The following is a 16,686-nucleotide window of genomic DNA, read 5'->3' as shown; positions in this document are numbered from 1 at the left end:
TTCTTCATGTCCATTGCCCGTGTTTATGTCTTGCCAATCTTCCTTTCTCTAGCATAGACTCTTTGGAAATCGCGAGAAACAGAATTGTCAAAATAACAATCGAAGATCCAATCGTTCCAAGATTCAATCCACCTGAGGCATGGGGTTTAGTAAGAAGATCGCCAAACGCAGCCCCAAAAGGCCTTGTCAAAACAAATGCCAGCCAGAATAACATCACACTGGAAACCTTGGTATACAAGTGCAGCAGAGCTATAACAACAAGCATTGCTGACAGCAAAACTGCGCTGTGCATAAATCCAAGCCCCATGTTGTCGGCAAGAAAATCTCCTGCGGCCGTTCCCAGCGTATTAGCAAACAAAAATGCCACCCAATAGAAAGACTCAGCCCTGAAGGTCGTAATATACTCAACATTTATTGATTTTTCTTTCTTGTACCAGGCGGCGAGAATTATCAATAGAAGTACCACTAAAATCAAGGCCCCTTTTGCATAGCCAAGTTTCAAGGTGCGATCGATGAAATCAGATATGGCTGTACCAGCTATGGCCGATGCGGTAAAAGTCAGCCAATACATCCAGGGATGATAGCCTTTCAAGGCAAGTTTGACCGTCAGAAATATCACAAATAAACCCATAAAGATCAAGATCGTTTCCCAATAGCCCAGCTTAAACGTCATGGAAAACATATCGGCGCCGGTCTCGCCAAGAGTGGTCGAGACTATCTTAATCACCCAATACAAAAAGATAATATGCGGAACTCTGTTTTTTATCACTGCAGCCGATTCATTGCTCATTGTTCAATAGCTCCTTTCGCGCTCATCAGTTAACTTCCTTCGAATGCCTAAAATCATCACGCGCCACCCTTCGACTCGCGTCGCTCGCTCAGGGCAAGCTTGTATCAACGGTCAGCCGAAATTTTTAATGAAAACTTTTTTATCTTCTTTCATTTTTCAGCGATGACGAGCATTTCAAAGTCTTCGGTGGTCAGCTTGTCGTTTCTTGAATATGCCCCGAGCTTAGCTCCAGAAACCTCTATCTTCTTATATCCAAGCGAATGAAGCAGCCAGGTGATCTCGCTGGGGACATAACATCGCTCATTGCATTCCAATGTTTTTTTATTCCCTGCGTCATCTTCAAATTCAACGCGATTATGATCGCGGAACGTCATCAAATCGAAGGATATGCTTTTACAAACCGAACCCCCTTCTTTACCCGCCGATCCATAAAATTCCTTTACCGAATGAAACAGCGGAAACAAGGCGTTCAATGTGGTGAATATGAACTTCCCATTATTCTTCAACGCCCTGGTCGCGCCTTTAAGTATCTCAAAATTCATCTCATCCGTTTCCATCAAAGAAAAACCGCCCTCACAGAGCATGATCGCCAGACCGAATTCGCCCTGAAAAGGAAGATTTCTGGCGTCGTGCTTCTGAAAGTCGATGGTCACCCCTGCCTCTAGGGCCTTTTCCCTTGCCCTTTTGAGCTGCGCCGCCGACAAGTCGATGCCGGTCACGTTATATCCTCTTTTCGCCAATTCAATGGCATGGCGGCCTGTGCCGCAGCCGATATCCAGGATTTTTATTGACTTATCGCGGTTTATCTCCTGTTCAATAGAATCACATTCCCCGGATGTTCCATGGACATAACACTCTTGATCGTATTTATGCGCATAATTCTCAAACAACGCCTCATACCATCTTTTCATGATGATCCGCTCCCCCTTGTCGAATATCCCTGATAAAACATGTGCCGCATCGTTTTTTCTCAAATAAATTTGAATTTAAGCTGGGACTTATAGGGTTCCCCCCGCTTGTCGGCCAGGAACTTCGCCAGGCAGTCCGCCCAGTAATCAATGGTCTCATAGGCATATTTCCATTTATCGAATTTTTCCAGGCCGATCAAAGAAGAATTTTTGCCTGAACCTGTCTTGTCGGCCATCGTCACCAGTTTTTTCCCGCTGGAGAAATCCGTGATCGTGCCTTCAAAACTGAACAATCCCTTTGAAGAAACAGGCATATAAGGGACGGGCACGGCCTGCAGGGCGATGTTAACACCGATATTCGTCGTAGCGATATCCAAAAGGCTCAGACGGATGCGCAGAATCTTTCTCTTTCCGGCTTCCTCTTGCGGCACGACAGGCAGCACCGCGCCCAAAAAGACAGAGAAACGGTCACGCATGCGCTCGGCAAGCCTGTCGATATCCGCATCCGAGACCTTTGTGCCGGGGGTCCCCCGCATATTCATGACCTGGACCTCGCTGACATCCACCTTGTCGATAACAATGGCCTCGTAAACTTTAAAATCCACGAGAGGATCAACCCATACCTCCTTGAAACCTTTGACGCGCCTGGCGTTCTTTTCCGCGACAAGCCTGTAACCTCTCTGTTGCATGCATCGGTCGTATTCCTTTTTTCTGCCGGCGTCATCTTGAAGGTCCGAGGCATCGGCCACAGTCCGGCACTCCGTCTCGTCGAGAGTCATCTCACGGATGGTCTTCTCGGGATTCACGTAAACCTTGTTCGCGGCGCATCCCGCCAAGAATGCCGTGCCCAATAAAACCCAACATAGATTTTTCATCTCATCTCCCAGGTGATCGCTGCACGACTTGTATCAACGGATTGAAGATACCCTGTCTGCGGCTGCATGGCGTCTTATTTTCAGATACATCTCAACATTGGTGACACCCCATCCCATCTGCAATAATCCGAGAAATATCCAGAATTTATTTCCTGCATCGAAAATGATTGCTGCCGGATCAACGTCGTGGCCGTATTCCCCAAGGGCCCAAGAGATCAAAAAGGGATATCCAATATTCAATATCCCGATCATCATCAACATGAGCCCGGTCAATAACAGAGTTTTGGTTTTTTTGATGAAAAATGCCGAGATGCCTAAAGCGAGCATAATCAGGCCGATGACTAAGCCGCCGTATACAAGGAACCACAGCAAAGGCCTGAGAGGCTCGAAATGGACCGTGATGATCCTTCTGTCTTCGGCGCCGGCAAAAAACCATAATGCCGTCCCGATGCACCCCCATATCAACAGCGTATTCCTGCTGATTTTTACGGACTTTTCAATTTCAGCCTGGGAAACGGCCGCATCCTGTTCCTTCGCCGGCGCCGTTTCTTTTTGCGCAGGGATGGACTGCCCCCTCTCCCGGAACAATTGCCTGATCGCCTCGAACGCCTCCTCGGAATATTGTTCCCTGTCATTTTCTACGTAAAGATCGAGCAATTCCCGGGTGTCTTTGGGCCGCATATTGTTGGCGATATTCTCCACCAATTTCCCGTTCATATCTTCCTCCTCGTCCGCGCAGCAAACAGACAAAACCGGACCGTCAGCCCTTCTGTGGCTCTGTTTCGCTGAAATAACACATCACTTTTTGCGTCATGATGTCGGCGGCAAGCCTCACCCCTTTGTCCTTGACGTCGAATATCCTGATGACATGCTCATATTTTTTGTATTGGGGGAAATATTCGGATAACGTCTTTGATTGCGCATCCAGGATGTTATGATTGATATATACGCCCTGGTTATCGGGGTAAAGGGACAGATAGAAAATGCCGGATTCCACCAGATCCTGGAAAAAATGGGTCCCGTAGGAGAGTTCCGGCATGACATTGTTGCCCGAGAAAGCCAGCTCCCCCAGGACAGACATATTGTCGATCTCTGCAAACGAAACCGGGACCCCCAGCGACGGGGTGCTCGTCCCCCATCGGCCCGGCCCCAACAGTATGGCCGCGCATTTCTCCTTGTCGGAAACCTGCCTGTTGATGTCTCCGATGGCGCGCGCGATATCGTATTTTCCGGATTGGGACTCGATGGCGCAATAGGCCTGCGGATCCACATAAATGATCCTGTCGATGGCCAGAGAGATGTTGCCGCCCATAAAGTGGCCGCTGGATGCGAAAACGACGGCCTCTTCGGCTATCTTGTCGGGAATGACGACCCTGCTCCCCAGGCCCTTGGTCAACATAGGTCTGCACTGCAGAAGATTGAGCTGGAATTCCCCTCTTTCCTTGAAATTCACGGTAAATTCGATATCGACAGGGTATCCATAGGCCTTCTCCAGGGCTTTCAAGAGCTTTTGCATCTTCTGCCTGAATCCGTTCTGCGACAGGAGCCTGTCAAAGGTGATGATCCAGCGGGGCTCCTGCCCGCCATCCGCGCCTTGGGCCTCATGATCCTGCGTCCCTATCAGGTCCAGATGCACATCTATCTTTTTGCCAAGAAGATCATCCAAAGAAACCGTCTGAAAGGCGTTTTCTTTTATATGAAGCACGTCCACGTCATGCTGGGAAAATTTCCGCGCGTCTCCGGCGCCGGCATGGGCCTTGAGCAACGGCTCATCCAAAGCCGCAATGCGCGGATAGTCGCCCTCGACGCGGTTGACGGCCCTCGTCCCCAGACCAAGGACCAGACGCAACATCCCGGCCTCCGGATCCATGGATTTATTCCAGACAAAGGTATTATAGGAGATCCCGACACCGGCGACATCCGGGAAAAAATATCCCTTATGGAAGGCGCCGGAGACGCGCTGGACCAACAAGGCCATCTGCTCGTCGACTTTGTCCAACCCCCGTTTAAGACGGTAAGCCAGGGCATCCTCGCTCATGGTCGAGGCGTAGACCCTGTGGACGGCCCCGAGGAACGCGGCCAACCGCTCTTCCGGCGTCCCCTGATTGACCAAAAAAACGCTCTCGTACTTGCCGGCAAAGACGTTGCCGTAGCTGTCTTCCAGCAAGCTGCTGGAACGCACGATGATCGGCGACTGGCCGAAATAATCGATGATGCGCCGGAATTGCTCCTTGATCTCCTCGGGGAAAACGCCGCCCGACAGCTTATCCCGCAGGCCGCGGGCAAGCCTGAAATAACCGTCTTTTGTCCGCTGCGCCATCAGCTCCTTCCACCAGCCGTTCTCGACGATATAGGTATAGAAGACGTCCGAGCCGACATAAAAAGAATCGTGCGGCTCAAAAAACTTCTCCGCCTGGAGCGTTTTCTCCTTCAGGAGAATATTGCGGGCCACCAGCATTCCGACCGACTTGCCGCCGATAAAACCGGTCCCGATCATCCGCGACCTGATCGTCAAAAAATCCTCCAGCGTCAGATAATCCTCAGCCAGCCGCAATATCTTCTCGTCGCGCGAGATGATGAGCCTGGAGATCTGGCCGGCCAGCTGTTCCCTTTTGGCGCGCGAGACGCCCGCACGGCTGCAAAGGTCTTCGGCTTTCATAAAAAGCCTGTCCCAGTAGTCCAGTTTCTGCTTGACGCTCCTCTCGCCGCTTTTAAAGACGCTGGAGAACAACCGGGCCGTATCGCCGCTGCTGGCGATAGGGACGAAGCGGCCGCCTTTTCTGATGTGGGGCAAAAACATCGTCGGGGAGTAGCGGTTCCAGACCTTCAGCGGATGGATATAATAGTTGTTCTTGTGATGGTAGACATCGACAAGGAGCTGGGTGGTGTCGCGGATACGCGCCACCGTCATGAAGGAATGCCGGTGGCGCAAAATCGAAAAATAGGCGATCGTATGCAGCTCGAAAAGAAACGGACAGGTGATTTTAAAGAAATTCCCTATCATCAGGTCGTTGGACCAGGCGAAAAGAAGATCCGAAAGGCAATCAAAAACGTAATAAACCCCCTCGCCTTCCTTGCGGATGATGCGGTTGATCTGGGCCGAAAAAGATTCGAAGCCCTCCGAGGCATCCAGCCGATACGTCACGACGTTTTTGGAGCTTTTCAAAAGGGGCTTGTGATTGGCGAAACGTATGTAGACGACCCTCTTCTTCTCCTCGCAGGATTTTTTCACAAAAGGCAGGACAACCCCCCGGTAATCGTCGATGGAATCCATCTGCCAGACGACATTGTCCCCCAGTTGCAAACCGGTGATGACCTGATCCAACCCTTTGTCTCCCGTGCTGATCATGCCCGCTCCCTCTCTTTTATCTTTGTGGACAAACCTGCGCTTTCGCCGGGGCCAGGCGCATGCCATAAATAGCCAGGAGAAGATCCCTGCCTAAAAAGTACCTGAAATAAGACCGCTTCCCCGAAAATAGGCGCCGGAAACCGTTCTTTTCGAAAAACCCTGCCGCTTTTTCAGACATGGTCGCAAAATGGACCCCCGCGACCCCCTCTTTTTTCAGATAATCCAGGTAGACATGGATCAGTTTTGAACCGATTCCCAACGCACGAAACTCCTTGTCGATATTGATGTGCAGGGCCGCCGGATACTCCTCTGAGAAGACCGGCGTCCGGAATTCGCCTTTCAGCAAACTCAGGAACACGTGAAACAGAAAACGCAGATTCTTCCTGCACAAGAAAGTCCCGCGGCGGAAAGCCTTCGGCAATAAAAACGGGAGGATTTTTGTCCCGAATATTTTATCCATGCGCCGCACATCCGTGGCTCCCAGCACATAGCCGGCGACCTTCCCGCCGCAGACGGCGACAAAACACGATCCCGGCTCATGATCGGTGAAATAAATCGTAAGGGCATCGGCGAGAGTCTCATCGTCGTCAAAAAAAACAGTGCCCGGATCGCCCATCAATGCCGTCTGCACGCTGATCCGCCGCACGGCAGGCCGGTCGTTGGGAATATATTTACGGATGACGCAAGAGGTATTATTTTCCAAGAGAATGCTTCCTCCCCATGCGGCTGGCGACAGCCCATGTGATCACATAAAAAACCACGGCGCATATCAATCCCAAAACGAGGCTTCCTGTGAACAAAGGGTAATAGAACTCGTTGAACCTGGAAATGCTGAAATTTCTGACGTATTCCCAGGAAAGCGGCGGGTAGCGCTTGTGAGCCAAGATCAGGCGGCCGATATCGTAAGACGTCCATGTAATGGTGGCTATGGTCGGAGGCAGCGAGATATTCGTACCCAGCAGTATGGCTAATTTATTGGCGCGGGGGACGAGAACCGCCGCAATCACGCAAAGCAATGTGTGAAAACCGTACAAAGGCAAAACGGCAATAAAAGCGCCGATGGCGACGCCCAGGGCGACCTCATGCGGGGCATGGTGCTCTTTAAGCACCTTTGCCAAAGCGCTCACCATATCCTTGATGCTTCTCTTGGACATTCTTCCTCGGCCCCTCGCTCTAAATCAGTGGAATCCCCCCGGACCTTAAGTCCGGGGCTCCTTTTTTCTTGGGAACAATTCTCCGAATAATCCTATTGGCTGTCCGGGAGGGCTCCCTCCCAAAGGCAACCGCATTTCCGCCACCACAACTTAGGCGGACCCGCCGATCTTTAGCGGCGGGCATCAAAGTCATCCCCGTGGGCCGCAAAAGGAATGACCCCCATGGTATTGACCTGCAGGCCCCGCAGCATCTCGACCGCCTCGCCGGGCCGGCCGATCGCAATATAAAAATACGCCCTATTCTTAAAAACGGTGGCGTAAGGAGGATAAATCTCCCAGGCCTTGCGGTAGAAGATCTCAGCCTCCTGCCGGTCGCCGGCCGCCTGTTTTAAAAAGCCCATTAAAAGATAGCTCTGGAGGCTGATATCTTTTGGAAAATAACCGATGCCATCGAAATAATCCGAGGCCTTTTTGAGCAAAGCGGCGCTGGCAACATCGTCTCCTTTGAAAGCGCGGGCCAATGCCATCCGGACAAGGAACCTCGAACGGGGATCGACATCCTTGATGAAGAAGGACTCGTTCTGCAGGAATGGATCATCAGACCAACCCTGCCGTTCAGAAAACCCTCCCGCCTCCGCGGCTTCTTCAGCTGCAAAGAAACGGCTGGTCATCGCCAGGCCTGCGGCATAATCCTTCAGCGCTTTGTCTTCATCCTTCTGTTCCACGAAATAGTCTCCTCGATTAAGGTAGCCGTCGATAAACAACGGACATTTAGCCAAAACGTCTGTCCAGAAAACACCATTGTCCTTCCATGCCGCCGTCCTTTGCCAGGTCAAAACACCCAGCGCAAAAATCCCGGCCGCAACCGTCACAGAACAGACAAAGAAAAACCTGCGCCCGATCGAAAATAACCACACGCCTCCCAGGGCCGCAAGATAACTCAACCCGATAGACGCGATATAGGTATAGCGGTCTGCGGCGAACATCGTCTGGCCGGCGGCGAACAGATGCAATGCCGGAAGGATCCCTGTCAAAAAAATGCCGAGACCGAAAAAGATATTCCTCCGGCTCGAAGGCGGCAGCCGCCTGACGGCATACGCAAGGCCCAAAAGCAACAAGGAAAGAAAAACGGCGGCCGCCTCCATCTGCCATCCCAGCGGCCATGCGTAAACGGCCGATAGGCGGACAGGACACAGCATTTTACCCGCATACAACAGGATCGCGCTGCAACTGCATGCCACCCTGAAGGCAACGAAAGAGTGGGCCGGCAGGACGATCAACGGGAATGACCGCGCCGCGGAAAATATGATAAAAATAAAAATGGAGGCCAGGAAGAAAAAGGGGATCTTTTCGAGCCAGGCCCCCTTCTCCCTCCATCTTCCTTCGTAGCCGTCTACCATGACTGCCGCCAGCGGCCACGTCACGGCCAGCGCCGCTTTCGACAAAAGGCTCAGAAAGAAAAATATCCCGGCGAACAGATAGTCACGCTTCCGGCCGCAACGGAGATAGGCCAGGTAAGCGTTCATTCCCAAAAGATAAAAGAAACCGAACAGAACGTCCTTTCTGGCGCTGAGCCAGGCCACGGATTCAACGCGTAACGGATGCAAGCCGAACAACAAAGCCGTCAGGATGCCCGTCAACCGGCTCTTCGTCAGCCGGCTTATCCATACATAGACCAAACCTGTGTTGGCGGCATGCAGAAGGATGTTCGTGAAACGGTAGACAAAGGGATCGTTTCCAAGAAGGTGGCGCTCCAAAAGATAGGTCAGATGCACGAGAGGCTGGTACTGTCCGAAATAAAAATTCCCCCAAATACGCCTAACCGCGTGCCAACTGAACGCCCCCAGAAGAGGATTCTGCGTAATATACTGGGGGTCATCGAGACTCAAAAATTGGGCATGAAAGAAAGGCCGAAAGACGATAAAAACAAGAACGAGACCCATGGCTGCGCACAAAGTTCTCTTCAGGGAATCCGGGTCCTTCCTGAAATTCATCGACGGCCCCTCTTTACCGATCGTCCGCCCTTTTTGAGGATTACCCTCGACTTGAGCCCCTTCACCAGGGCCTCTTTTTGCCTACGGGTCAAGGTCTTGATCCTCTTTTCTTCCAAAAAGGCCGGCTTGAAATTCCGGTACCGCTTGTGCCAGACGAGTTTCACCGGCCCTCTGTCCCGCGTATACCTGGCGCCTTTGCCTTTGTTGTGCAGCCCGATCCGTCTCTTCAAACAAGGGGTATAGCCCGTATAATACGTGCCGTCGCTGCATTCAACGATATAGACAAAAAACCTGCCGTTCCTCCTGAATTTTCGTTTTTTCGTCCTGGATCCTTGTCTCCGCCGGGACCTACGCATTGTCTTCTTCCCTCAGGCTTGCCAGTTTTTTTTGCAATGCAGCCAGGTCGTGCTCATTGGCAAGCACAAGCAATACGTCGCCGCCCTCAATGACCGTCTGGCCTGCAGGAATGATGTACCTGTCCCCCCGGGAAATCAGCACGATCAGACACTTGCCCGGCATGTTTAATTCCATAAGCTGCTTGCCGACCGCTTCTGAAACATAAGGAACGATCAGATCGGTCAATTCCGCATCGATGCCTTCTATCTTCTCGAATTCAATGGGATAGCGGCGCTTGTTGGCCATAGGGGCGTCAACATTCAGGATCCGTGAAACAAGAGGAATGGATGTCCCCTGGATCAGAACTGAGGTCAGGACGACAAAGAAAACCACGTTGAAGATCGTATCCGCCTGCGGAATGCCTGCAAGCAAAGGGAAAGTAGCCAGGACAATCGGCGCCGCGCCCCTGAGACCCACCCACGCCACCATGATCTTTTTCCTCAGGACCATCGGGAATGGCAGAAGGCACATCAGGACGCTGACGGGACGAGCCAGGACCATCAGGACGATCGCAATCAAAAGGCCCGCACCCATGACCGGCAAAAGATGGGATGGAAAAACCAAAAGGCCCAACGTCAGGAACATTACGATCTGCATGAGCCAGGCAAGGCCGTCGTGGAACCTCATGATCATTTTTTTGTTGAGGAACTCATGCTTCCCCATGATCAATCCGACCAGAAAAACCGCCAGAAACCCGTTGCATTGCAAAAGCGCGGCCAGCGAATACGTCAGGAGCACCAGCGAAACCGTCAGGACCGGATAAAGCCCGTCGTATTCCAGCTTAAGCCTACCGATGAGCCAGACGCTCATCTTCGCCATGGCATATCCCACAAGAGCGCCGCCGCCCATATCCAGCACGAAACGAGACGTCAAGGCGATGACGCCTATGTTTTTCACCGTCAGCATGCTGATGAAACTCAATGTCAAAAAGACGGCCATGGGGTCGTTGCTGCCGGATTCCAGCTCAAGCATCGGCTTCAGAGGGCTCTTGAGACTGATATGCCTGGACCGCAGGACGCTGAAGACGGCCGCCGCATCCGTGGAAGAAACGATGGCGCCGAGCAATAGCCCCTCCAAGAGCGAAAACTTCAGGATAAAGACGGAGAAGACCCCGACGATGAAGGCCGTCAGGAAAACGCCGGCTGTCGCGAGGAAAAAACCCGGCAAGGCCACGGGACGGATCTCTTTCCAACTGGTGTCCAGGCCGCCTGAAAAGATAATGAAGATGAGCGCGATGATGCCGATCGTCTTCGCCAGATACGGATCGTCGAAATAGATCCCGCCGGGCCCTTCGAATCCCGCCAGCATCCCGATGATCAAAAACAACAATAACGCCGGGACGGCGAACTTGTCCGAAAGCTTGCTTGAAAAAATACTGATCAAAATCAGTACAGAAACCCAGAGCAAAATGAACTCAATGGATACCGGCATCAGGCCCCCTCCCCCTTACCGCGGGACTCTGCGGCCGGCAGAGGTGTGAATGACGATAAATCATAAATACCGAGTTTCTTTTCAAGGGCCTCCACGCGGCTGACGATCTTATCGAAACCGCCACTGCCCAGATGCCTGACCTCCTCCTGCTCGAAGATATCGCCCAGCATATCGTATTCGGAAACATATGTAAGGGCATGGAAAGTCGGGAAGACAACAGTGTCTTCGCGGGCCTTATGGGGACGGTACATCCGGATGAATGCGCGCATCGACGCCATCAATTTCTTTTTTTCATCCGGGCTTCGAAGGTCTTCGCAAGAAACGATGTCTTTAACCAGCAAGCGCCCCGCCTCGTGCTGACGCTGGAGCGCTGTGATCATCTCTTCAAAAGCCTGCGCATAACGAAACTTCACAAAGACATATTTTTCCTCGAGCCGCTCGTGATAATCCTGGATGAAATCCCGGATGATATCCGTTGCGGAACGGAGGGTCTCGGGTGGAAAAGGCTTGTCCGCCTCCAGCCGTCTCAAAAGCTCTTCATAAATGAGAAGGAGCCGGTCAAGGACGCCGTGCTCCCGCATCAGGTCTTCAAGGACGGAAATATTCGTCTCCTCCTCTGCCGCCATGGCCTTACCGGCGGCCCCGGACGAAGCAGGTTTAAGTTCCGCAGCAGAGACAAACGGCACTGCCGCCAGCCACAACAAACCGGCGACGCCGCATCCCAAAGTTTTATAAGACGGCACAGTCCCTCCTTCTTTGCGCCCGAAACCCCACGGGCATGCCCCTGGCTTTCAGTCAGAGACGACCCCGGCGCAGGGATTAATCTTTATGCCGGTACTTGATGACCTTGACCTTCTCTAAGGTGATCAGCCCTTCGGCGACGACTTCATCAAGAAATGGCAGGATCTTATTAAGGTTCTCTTCCGTATCGACGATCTCTATCACCACCGGCAAATCTTCGGATAACCGTAATAATTTTGCCGTATGCATGCGGCTGTCGGCGCCGAATCCCATGATCCCCCGCAAAACCGTCGCGCCCGCCAGGTTCAGTTCGCGCGCCTTCAGGACGATCTGCTCATAAAGGGCTTTCCCCTGGTGCACGTCGCTCTCCCCGACAAAGACCCTCAATAACATCCCTTCCTGCGGTAATTTCATAAAAAAGACCTCCTATTTGAATAAGCCGAGGAACATCCGGGCCAAGGCATAGCCGGCAAAGACCAAAAAGATCCCACAGAGATTGGAGACGAGAATGTTCAAAAGCGCGATAGGGTGTTCCCCGTCCCGGAACAAATTGAAATTTTCCAAAGCAAACGTCGAAAATGTCGTGAATCCTCCCAAGACCCCGATAAAAATAAACATACGCACCTGGGGAGAGATGGCTACGCCCTCAAAAAGCCCCCAGAGAAATCCGATGGCAAAGGAACCCGCCAAGTTGACCACGAGGGTGCTGATGGGAAAAATTCCGTATGAATATTTATAATCCAGCCCGGAAATGATGTAACGCAAGACCGTGCCGATGGCGCCGCCAAGACCGATCAAAAAAAACTTCATGACATATCCTTCGCTGATGGAGCCTAAAAGAGAAAACAACTTGTCCTTATTATACAGGAGAACCGCCGAAATACAAAATACCCCGTAAGACGGTATATCTTCCTGGAAAAACACCGGGTCCGGCTGGTGACTATCGAGGCAGGGAGATGTCTGCGACAAGGATACGGCCCGCGCAAAGAGGGCCGTCGTGACGGGCAAGGCCTGTTTTGGGGTATCCGAACGTCACGGTCGCAGAGGCGCGGATGCAGGCGCCGTGGGCGCGCCCTGTCAAGGCGTCGAGGCCCGAGGGGACATCCAGCGAAACAACGGGACTGCCGGACGCATTGATGACGGCGATCACTTCATCGTAAGGAGTCCTGGGCGCGCCCCGAAAACCGATGCCGAAGATGGCATCAACGACACAGGCGCGGCGTTTTAAGCTTTGACGCAAGAGCCGGACATCCGCCGGTGTCGCGACCCGGCGCACGGGGCATCCCGACTTCTCAAGGATGTCCCTGTTGAGGCGGGCGTCCGGCGTCAATGCTTTCTTCCCATCCATCAGGAACGCTTCTACGCGGACACCCTTGTTCAGCAGGTGTCGGCAGCAGACAAAACCGTCTCCGCCGTTGTTTCCGCGGCCCGCAACACAGACAACCCGCTTTCTTTTGCCTTTGAGCAGCCGTATAACCGCTTCCGCAGCACTGCGGCCCGCGTTCTCCATTAGAATCAAAGGTGGAATGCCGTATCTCTCTTCGGCCAGTCTGTCCAACCGCTGCATAGCCGCAGGGGTGATGTATTTTTGCATAATCCCGGGGTCCCCGGTTTGCATAGAGCCGCTACAATCATCGGCCTTGCAGGACCTTTTCGATCCTGGAAACAAGATCTTTTGTTTCCAAGGGTTTCACGAGAAAATCAACAGCGCCCAATTCTTTCATGGTGTTTCTGTCCTTCTCCGTATCCAACGCCGAGACGACGATCACGGGAATGTCTTTTCCCGAAGGATCTCCGTTCAACATCCTGCATACTTCAACGCCGCCGATCTTCGGCATAAGGATGTCGAGAAGAATGATATCGGGACAAAACAACCTCACCCGGCACACAATATCTGCAGCATCCTGTACTATTGCCACCTCAAAACGGCCTGTCTCCTCCAGATTGATCTTCATTATCTTGAGAAAATCTTCTTCGTCGTCCACGATCATCACCCTTGTCTTTTTCATGTCAACCCCTGTCTTCCTTGAAAAGCCTGAAAAGAATGGTGAATTTCGTCCCCTTGCCCCTGACGCTCTCTACCCTGATCAAGCCGTTGTGCATCTCGATAATGCTCTTGGCGATGGAAAGACCCAGGCCAGTCCCTTCCGTTCTGTCTTTTGTCGTAAAAAACGGATCAAACACCTTGTTGACGATACCCTCGTCTATCCCGACACCGGTGTCTTCTATTTCCGTCACGACAACTTTTTCCCCTGCCTTGAATCCGTCCCCTTTCCTGTTCCCGACCTTATCCCCGGGAGCTTTCATCTCAGACAGAAAAGAACGGACATAAAGCTTCCCTCCCTGGGGCATGGCATCCAGGGCATTATTGAACAGATTGACGAAGACTTGCTCGATCTTGCCTCGGTCTATGAATATTTTCGGAAGGTTTCTTTCCAGATGAAATAAAAGCTCTACAGGTTGAAGTTTAAGCCTGTGCCTCATCAGTTCCAGGCTGCCCTCGATGACGACGTTAATATCCTGGCGTTCTTGCCTCAATCCTTCGGTCCTGGAAAAATCGAGAAGTGCGCGCACAATACCGTCCGCCCTCTTGACGCTGTCCTTCATCATCTGGAGTATCTGGCGATCGCCTTGCTCTTCAGACGGCAGCTTCCCTTCGAGATAATTAATGCCTTGCAGGATGATCCCCAGGGGATTTTTAACCTCGTGCGCGATGCCGGAAGCCATCCGGCCTATGGCCTCCATTTTTTCGGCATGGACAAGCTGGATCTGGGCTTCTTTCAATCTCTCCAGGCTATTCTCCAGCTTTTCACTGATCCGCTTGTTGTCTTCCAGCATGCTTGTGGTCATTTCGCGGAGCTTGATCTCCTCTGCCAAGGCCCGGCTCAACTTTTCCTCGGCCTTCTTGCGCTCGGTGATATCGCGGATGACGGCCAGATAGAACCTTTTCTTGTCGGCATCGAATGTGTTGACGCTGATCTCGACCGGAAACTTTTCCCCGTTCTTGCGCATATGCACCGTCTCAAAGAGGACACGGCCCCCCTCGTGGACCGACGCAATCTGTCGGCTGAATGCCTCCCGAACTTCAGATGCGCGCAAAAAAGTCGCATGCTTCCCGACCAACTCATCACGGGTATAGCCGTAAACATCCTCGGCGCGCTCGTTGACTTCCAGAAGGTTAAAATTTTCGTCAAGGAGGATGATCAGATCATTGGCGTACTTCGTCAAATACCCCAGGCGCTTGGTGTATTCCAGGATCTTTCTTTCCGCCTGCTTGCGCTCGGTGATATCGCGGAATGTCCAGATACGCCCGAAGTATTTTCCGTTCTTATCTATGACGGGCGAAGAATATCTCTCAAAAATCATCCCGTCTTTGAACTCAACTTCGTCCTTGCTTGTTTCACTCCTGTGGGCATAGAGATAATTGACCTGAGCCAAAAATTCCTTGGGATTCTTCACCCTGCTCGCTGCGAATTGCAAAAATGCCGCATCATCCTTATCGGTGGCGACGGCCTGCGGCACCTGCCATAGCTCAAGCAACCGTTTATTCGTCAAAGATCTCCTTCCGTTTTCATCAACGACGAGCAGCCCATCCAAGGACGCTTCTGTCTGGGCTTCCAGGAATTCGGTCTTCCGTTTTAATTCCTCTTCCATCTTTTTGCGCTCAGTGATGTCGATGCCGTAAAGATTCGCATAGCCGGATCCGCTGACAGGCGTCACATGAAAAAAATATACCTGCCGGCCGTAAGCGATATCGGCATGCTGGCCTGAACCGGTCTCTAATGCCTTGAACGCCAGATCTCTCAGGTGAAGCGGAGCCGGCTGCGCTATTTGCAAGTGCCAGTCCGCCAATTGATCCAGACCGGCCCGGTTGATGAAAAGCAATCTGCCGTCGACGGAAATGCGCAAGATCGGACGGGGGCTCTCGTCAAGGAACTTTGCTAGACTTTTAATCTCCTCATCGACCTGTCTGCGTTTGGGGATATTGGAATAGATCGATACCACAAGGCCCGACGGCAACCTTAAAATATAATTCTCAGTCCAATGCTCGATCCGTTGATCTTTGTAGAGGATGCCGGGGAGGTATTCCGATACGCCGCTGCTCCAGACCCGGCGCAAGACCTCCACAAGACCGATATCTGCCGCCGCGGGAAATACTTCAGTTATCTTTTTGCCGATAATGTCTTGCCGCTTCACCTGCGATATCTTCTCTCCTGTCTTATTCAGATTGACAAAGACAAAATTCCGACCCTCCTCGACAGCCCGATAGATGGCCATGCCGTCGGCCATATTCTCAAACAGCTTCTGGAAGTTTTCCGTGCTCTGTTGCAACGCCATCCGCGAGGCCGAAAGCCGCATCTTTTCCAGCTTATCCCTCTGCTGGATGGACAAAAATGTCCCGACGATCATGAAGAGCAACAGGGTAACGACCGCCGGAGGAAGGGAATGGTAGACGATAAGCGCCGTCCAGTGACGCGCCGCAATATCCACGCCGAGCACGGCAATGATCTTGCCTGTTTCTGGATCTGCGATCGGGACCGCCGCGCTGACCCATCGCCCCCACCGGTCCGATGCCGGCCCTGCGACAACTTCTTTTCCGGTCACAAAGACATCCCGCATGGGTCTTGAGATTTCTGTATAGATCTGGCCGGGAGGCGAATAATCCTTTGAATTAGGCGGTTCCGAATCCAGAAAGAAAAAGACTTGACCGTCCGGCCGCCGGCCCATCAGGTAGGTGAAACGGCATTCGGGGTTGGAGAAACGCGCCAGACTCAATTGTTCCTTCAGGCGCTGATAATCAGGAGAAACAAGGTCGGCTTCGGAACCCTTGAGGCGCAGAATGCGCCAGGGGTCGATGGCGCTCCTCAAGATGCGCGCCCCGACCATGAAATCTTCACGCATGCGCTTGTCTTCGATGCGGAAAACCCATCCGGTCAACACCGTCCCCGCCGCCAAAAGCAGAGGAATCGCAACGAAAAAGAGTTTGTTAAGCTTTGTCTTCATGCAATCACGACCTGCACCATGATTCCGATGCCGCTTTTTTGCCT

16 protein-coding genes are annotated in these 16,686 nt (G+C 52.3%); all 16 read right to left on the bottom strand.

From position 1 onward, the window contains the following. Positions 1-4 precede the first annotated feature (4 nt). Entirely contained in the window at positions 5-790 is a 786-nt protein-coding gene (locus tag BU251_RS02335; RefSeq protein WP_128699295.1) for a COG4705 family protein, read from the bottom strand. 149 nt (positions 791-939) lie between these two features. Continuing rightward, positions 940-1,701 carry a class I SAM-dependent methyltransferase gene (locus tag BU251_RS02330; protein WP_194946680.1) on the bottom strand — a complete coding sequence of 254 codons (762 nt, stop codon included), beginning with the start codon at positions 1,699-1,701 and terminating at the stop codon, positions 940-942. 59 nt (positions 1,702-1,760) lie between these two features. After that, positions 1,761-2,573, bottom strand: coding sequence for a DUF3313 family protein (locus tag BU251_RS02325; protein ID WP_128699294.1), 813 nt, complete (start codon positions 2,571-2,573; stop codon positions 1,761-1,763). A 33-nt stretch (positions 2,574-2,606) separates the two neighbouring features. Continuing rightward, positions 2,607-3,290 carry a hypothetical protein gene (locus BU251_RS02320; RefSeq protein WP_128699293.1) on the bottom strand — a complete coding sequence of 228 codons (684 nt, stop codon included), beginning with the start codon at positions 3,288-3,290 and terminating at the stop codon, positions 2,607-2,609. A 43-nt stretch (positions 3,291-3,333) separates the two neighbouring features. Beyond that, positions 3,334-5,922: a PEP/pyruvate-binding domain-containing protein gene (locus BU251_RS02315; protein WP_228767836.1), complete on the bottom strand. Its 2,589-nt coding sequence runs from the start codon at positions 5,920-5,922 to the stop codon at positions 3,334-3,336. A gap of 16 nt (positions 5,923-5,938) precedes the next feature. Then, positions 5,939-6,625, bottom strand: a complete 687-nt coding sequence (locus BU251_RS02310; RefSeq protein WP_128699291.1) for a GNAT family N-acetyltransferase — start codon at positions 6,623-6,625, stop codon at positions 5,939-5,941. Beyond that, entirely contained in the window at positions 6,615-7,076 is a 462-nt protein-coding gene (locus tag BU251_RS02305) for a DUF2062 domain-containing protein (RefSeq protein ID WP_128699290.1), read from the bottom strand. Before BU251_RS02305 ends, BU251_RS02310 begins: the two co-directional genes overlap by 11 nt. A gap of 170 nt (positions 7,077-7,246) precedes the next feature. Further along, on the bottom strand, positions 7,247-9,070 hold the full coding sequence (locus BU251_RS02300; RefSeq protein ID WP_128699289.1) for a hypothetical protein: 1,824 nt from the start codon (positions 9,068-9,070) through the stop codon (positions 7,247-7,249). Further along, positions 9,067-9,426: a GIY-YIG nuclease family protein gene (locus tag BU251_RS02295; protein ID WP_128699288.1), complete on the bottom strand. Its 360-nt coding sequence runs from the start codon at positions 9,424-9,426 to the stop codon at positions 9,067-9,069. Before BU251_RS02295 ends, BU251_RS02300 begins: the two co-directional genes overlap by 4 nt. Continuing rightward, positions 9,419-10,897: a potassium/proton antiporter gene (locus BU251_RS02290; RefSeq protein WP_128699287.1), complete on the bottom strand. Its 1,479-nt coding sequence runs from the start codon at positions 10,895-10,897 to the stop codon at positions 9,419-9,421. The genes BU251_RS02295 and BU251_RS02290 overlap by 8 nt, the downstream gene beginning before the upstream one ends. Then, positions 10,897-11,640, bottom strand: a complete 744-nt coding sequence (locus BU251_RS02285) for a hemerythrin domain-containing protein (protein ID WP_128699286.1) — start codon at positions 11,638-11,640, stop codon at positions 10,897-10,899. The genes BU251_RS02290 and BU251_RS02285 overlap by 1 nt, the downstream gene beginning before the upstream one ends. A gap of 76 nt (positions 11,641-11,716) precedes the next feature. Beyond that, the gene (locus BU251_RS02280; RefSeq protein WP_128699285.1) at positions 11,717-12,052 is read right to left on the bottom strand and encodes a DUF190 domain-containing protein; all 336 of its coding nucleotides are present in this window, start codon (positions 12,050-12,052) and stop codon (positions 11,717-11,719) included. Positions 12,053-12,064: 12 nt separating this feature from the next. Further along, positions 12,065-12,448, bottom strand: a complete 384-nt coding sequence (gene crcB / locus BU251_RS02275; RefSeq protein ID WP_128699284.1) for a fluoride efflux transporter CrcB — start codon at positions 12,446-12,448, stop codon at positions 12,065-12,067. Between the two features lie 130 nt (positions 12,449-12,578). Further along, positions 12,579-13,232: an NAD(P)H-hydrate epimerase gene (locus tag BU251_RS02270; RefSeq protein ID WP_164908823.1), complete on the bottom strand. Its 654-nt coding sequence runs from the start codon at positions 13,230-13,232 to the stop codon at positions 12,579-12,581. Between the two features lie 37 nt (positions 13,233-13,269). Then, positions 13,270-13,647, bottom strand: a complete 378-nt coding sequence (locus BU251_RS02265; RefSeq protein WP_128699282.1) for a response regulator — start codon at positions 13,645-13,647, stop codon at positions 13,270-13,272. A gap of 1 nt (position 13,648) precedes the next feature. Next, positions 13,649-16,642: a PAS domain S-box protein gene (locus BU251_RS02260; protein ID WP_128699281.1), complete on the bottom strand. Its 2,994-nt coding sequence runs from the start codon at positions 16,640-16,642 to the stop codon at positions 13,649-13,651. Between the last annotated feature and the right edge of the window lie 44 nt (positions 16,643-16,686).

The organism is Candidatus Velamenicoccus archaeovorus, from assembly GCF_004102945.1.
GTDB classification, from domain to species: Bacteria; Omnitrophota; Gorgyraeia; order Velamenicoccales; family Velamenicoccaceae; genus Velamenicoccus; species Velamenicoccus archaeovorus.
The sequence above is the reverse complement of the archived record's forward strand: the minus strand, read 5'-3'. Positions and strand labels throughout refer to the sequence as shown.

Coding starts and splice junctions, on each gene's coding strand:
- BU251_RS02280 (WP_128699285.1), bottom strand. CDS start 12,052: ATGAAATTACCGCAGGAAGGGATGTTATTGAGGGTCTTTGTCGGGGAG.
- BU251_RS02315 (WP_228767836.1), bottom strand. CDS start 5,922: ATGATCAGCACGGGAGACAAAGGGTTGGATCAGGTCATCACCGGTTTG.
- BU251_RS02270 (WP_164908823.1), bottom strand. CDS start 13,232: ATGCAAAAATACATCACCCCTGCGGCTATGCAGCGGTTGGACAGACTG.
- BU251_RS02330 (WP_194946680.1), bottom strand. CDS start 1,701: ATGAAAAGATGGTATGAGGCGTTGTTTGAGAATTATGCGCATAAATAC.
- crcB (WP_128699284.1), bottom strand. CDS start 12,448: ATGAAGTTTTTTTTGATCGGTCTTGGCGGCGCCATCGGCACGGTCTTG.
- BU251_RS02300 (WP_128699289.1), bottom strand. CDS start 9,070: ATGAATTTCAGGAAGGACCCGGATTCCCTGAAGAGAACTTTGTGCGCA.
- BU251_RS02265 (WP_128699282.1), bottom strand. CDS start 13,647: ATGAAAAAGACAAGGGTGATGATCGTGGACGACGAAGAAGATTTTCTC.
- BU251_RS02295 (WP_128699288.1), bottom strand. CDS start 9,426: ATGCGTAGGTCCCGGCGGAGACAAGGATCCAGGACGAAAAAACGAAAA.
- BU251_RS02320 (WP_128699293.1), bottom strand. CDS start 3,290: ATGAACGGGAAATTGGTGGAGAATATCGCCAACAATATGCGGCCCAAA.
- BU251_RS02335 (WP_128699295.1), bottom strand. CDS start 790: ATGAGCAATGAATCGGCTGCAGTGATAAAAAACAGAGTTCCGCATATT.
- BU251_RS02305 (WP_128699290.1), bottom strand. CDS start 7,076: ATGTCCAAGAGAAGCATCAAGGATATGGTGAGCGCTTTGGCAAAGGTG.
- BU251_RS02325 (WP_128699294.1), bottom strand. CDS start 2,573: ATGAAAAATCTATGTTGGGTTTTATTGGGCACGGCATTCTTGGCGGGA.
- BU251_RS02260 (WP_128699281.1), bottom strand. CDS start 16,642: ATGAAGACAAAGCTTAACAAACTCTTTTTCGTTGCGATTCCTCTGCTT.
- BU251_RS02290 (WP_128699287.1), bottom strand. CDS start 10,897: ATGCCGGTATCCATTGAGTTCATTTTGCTCTGGGTTTCTGTACTGATT.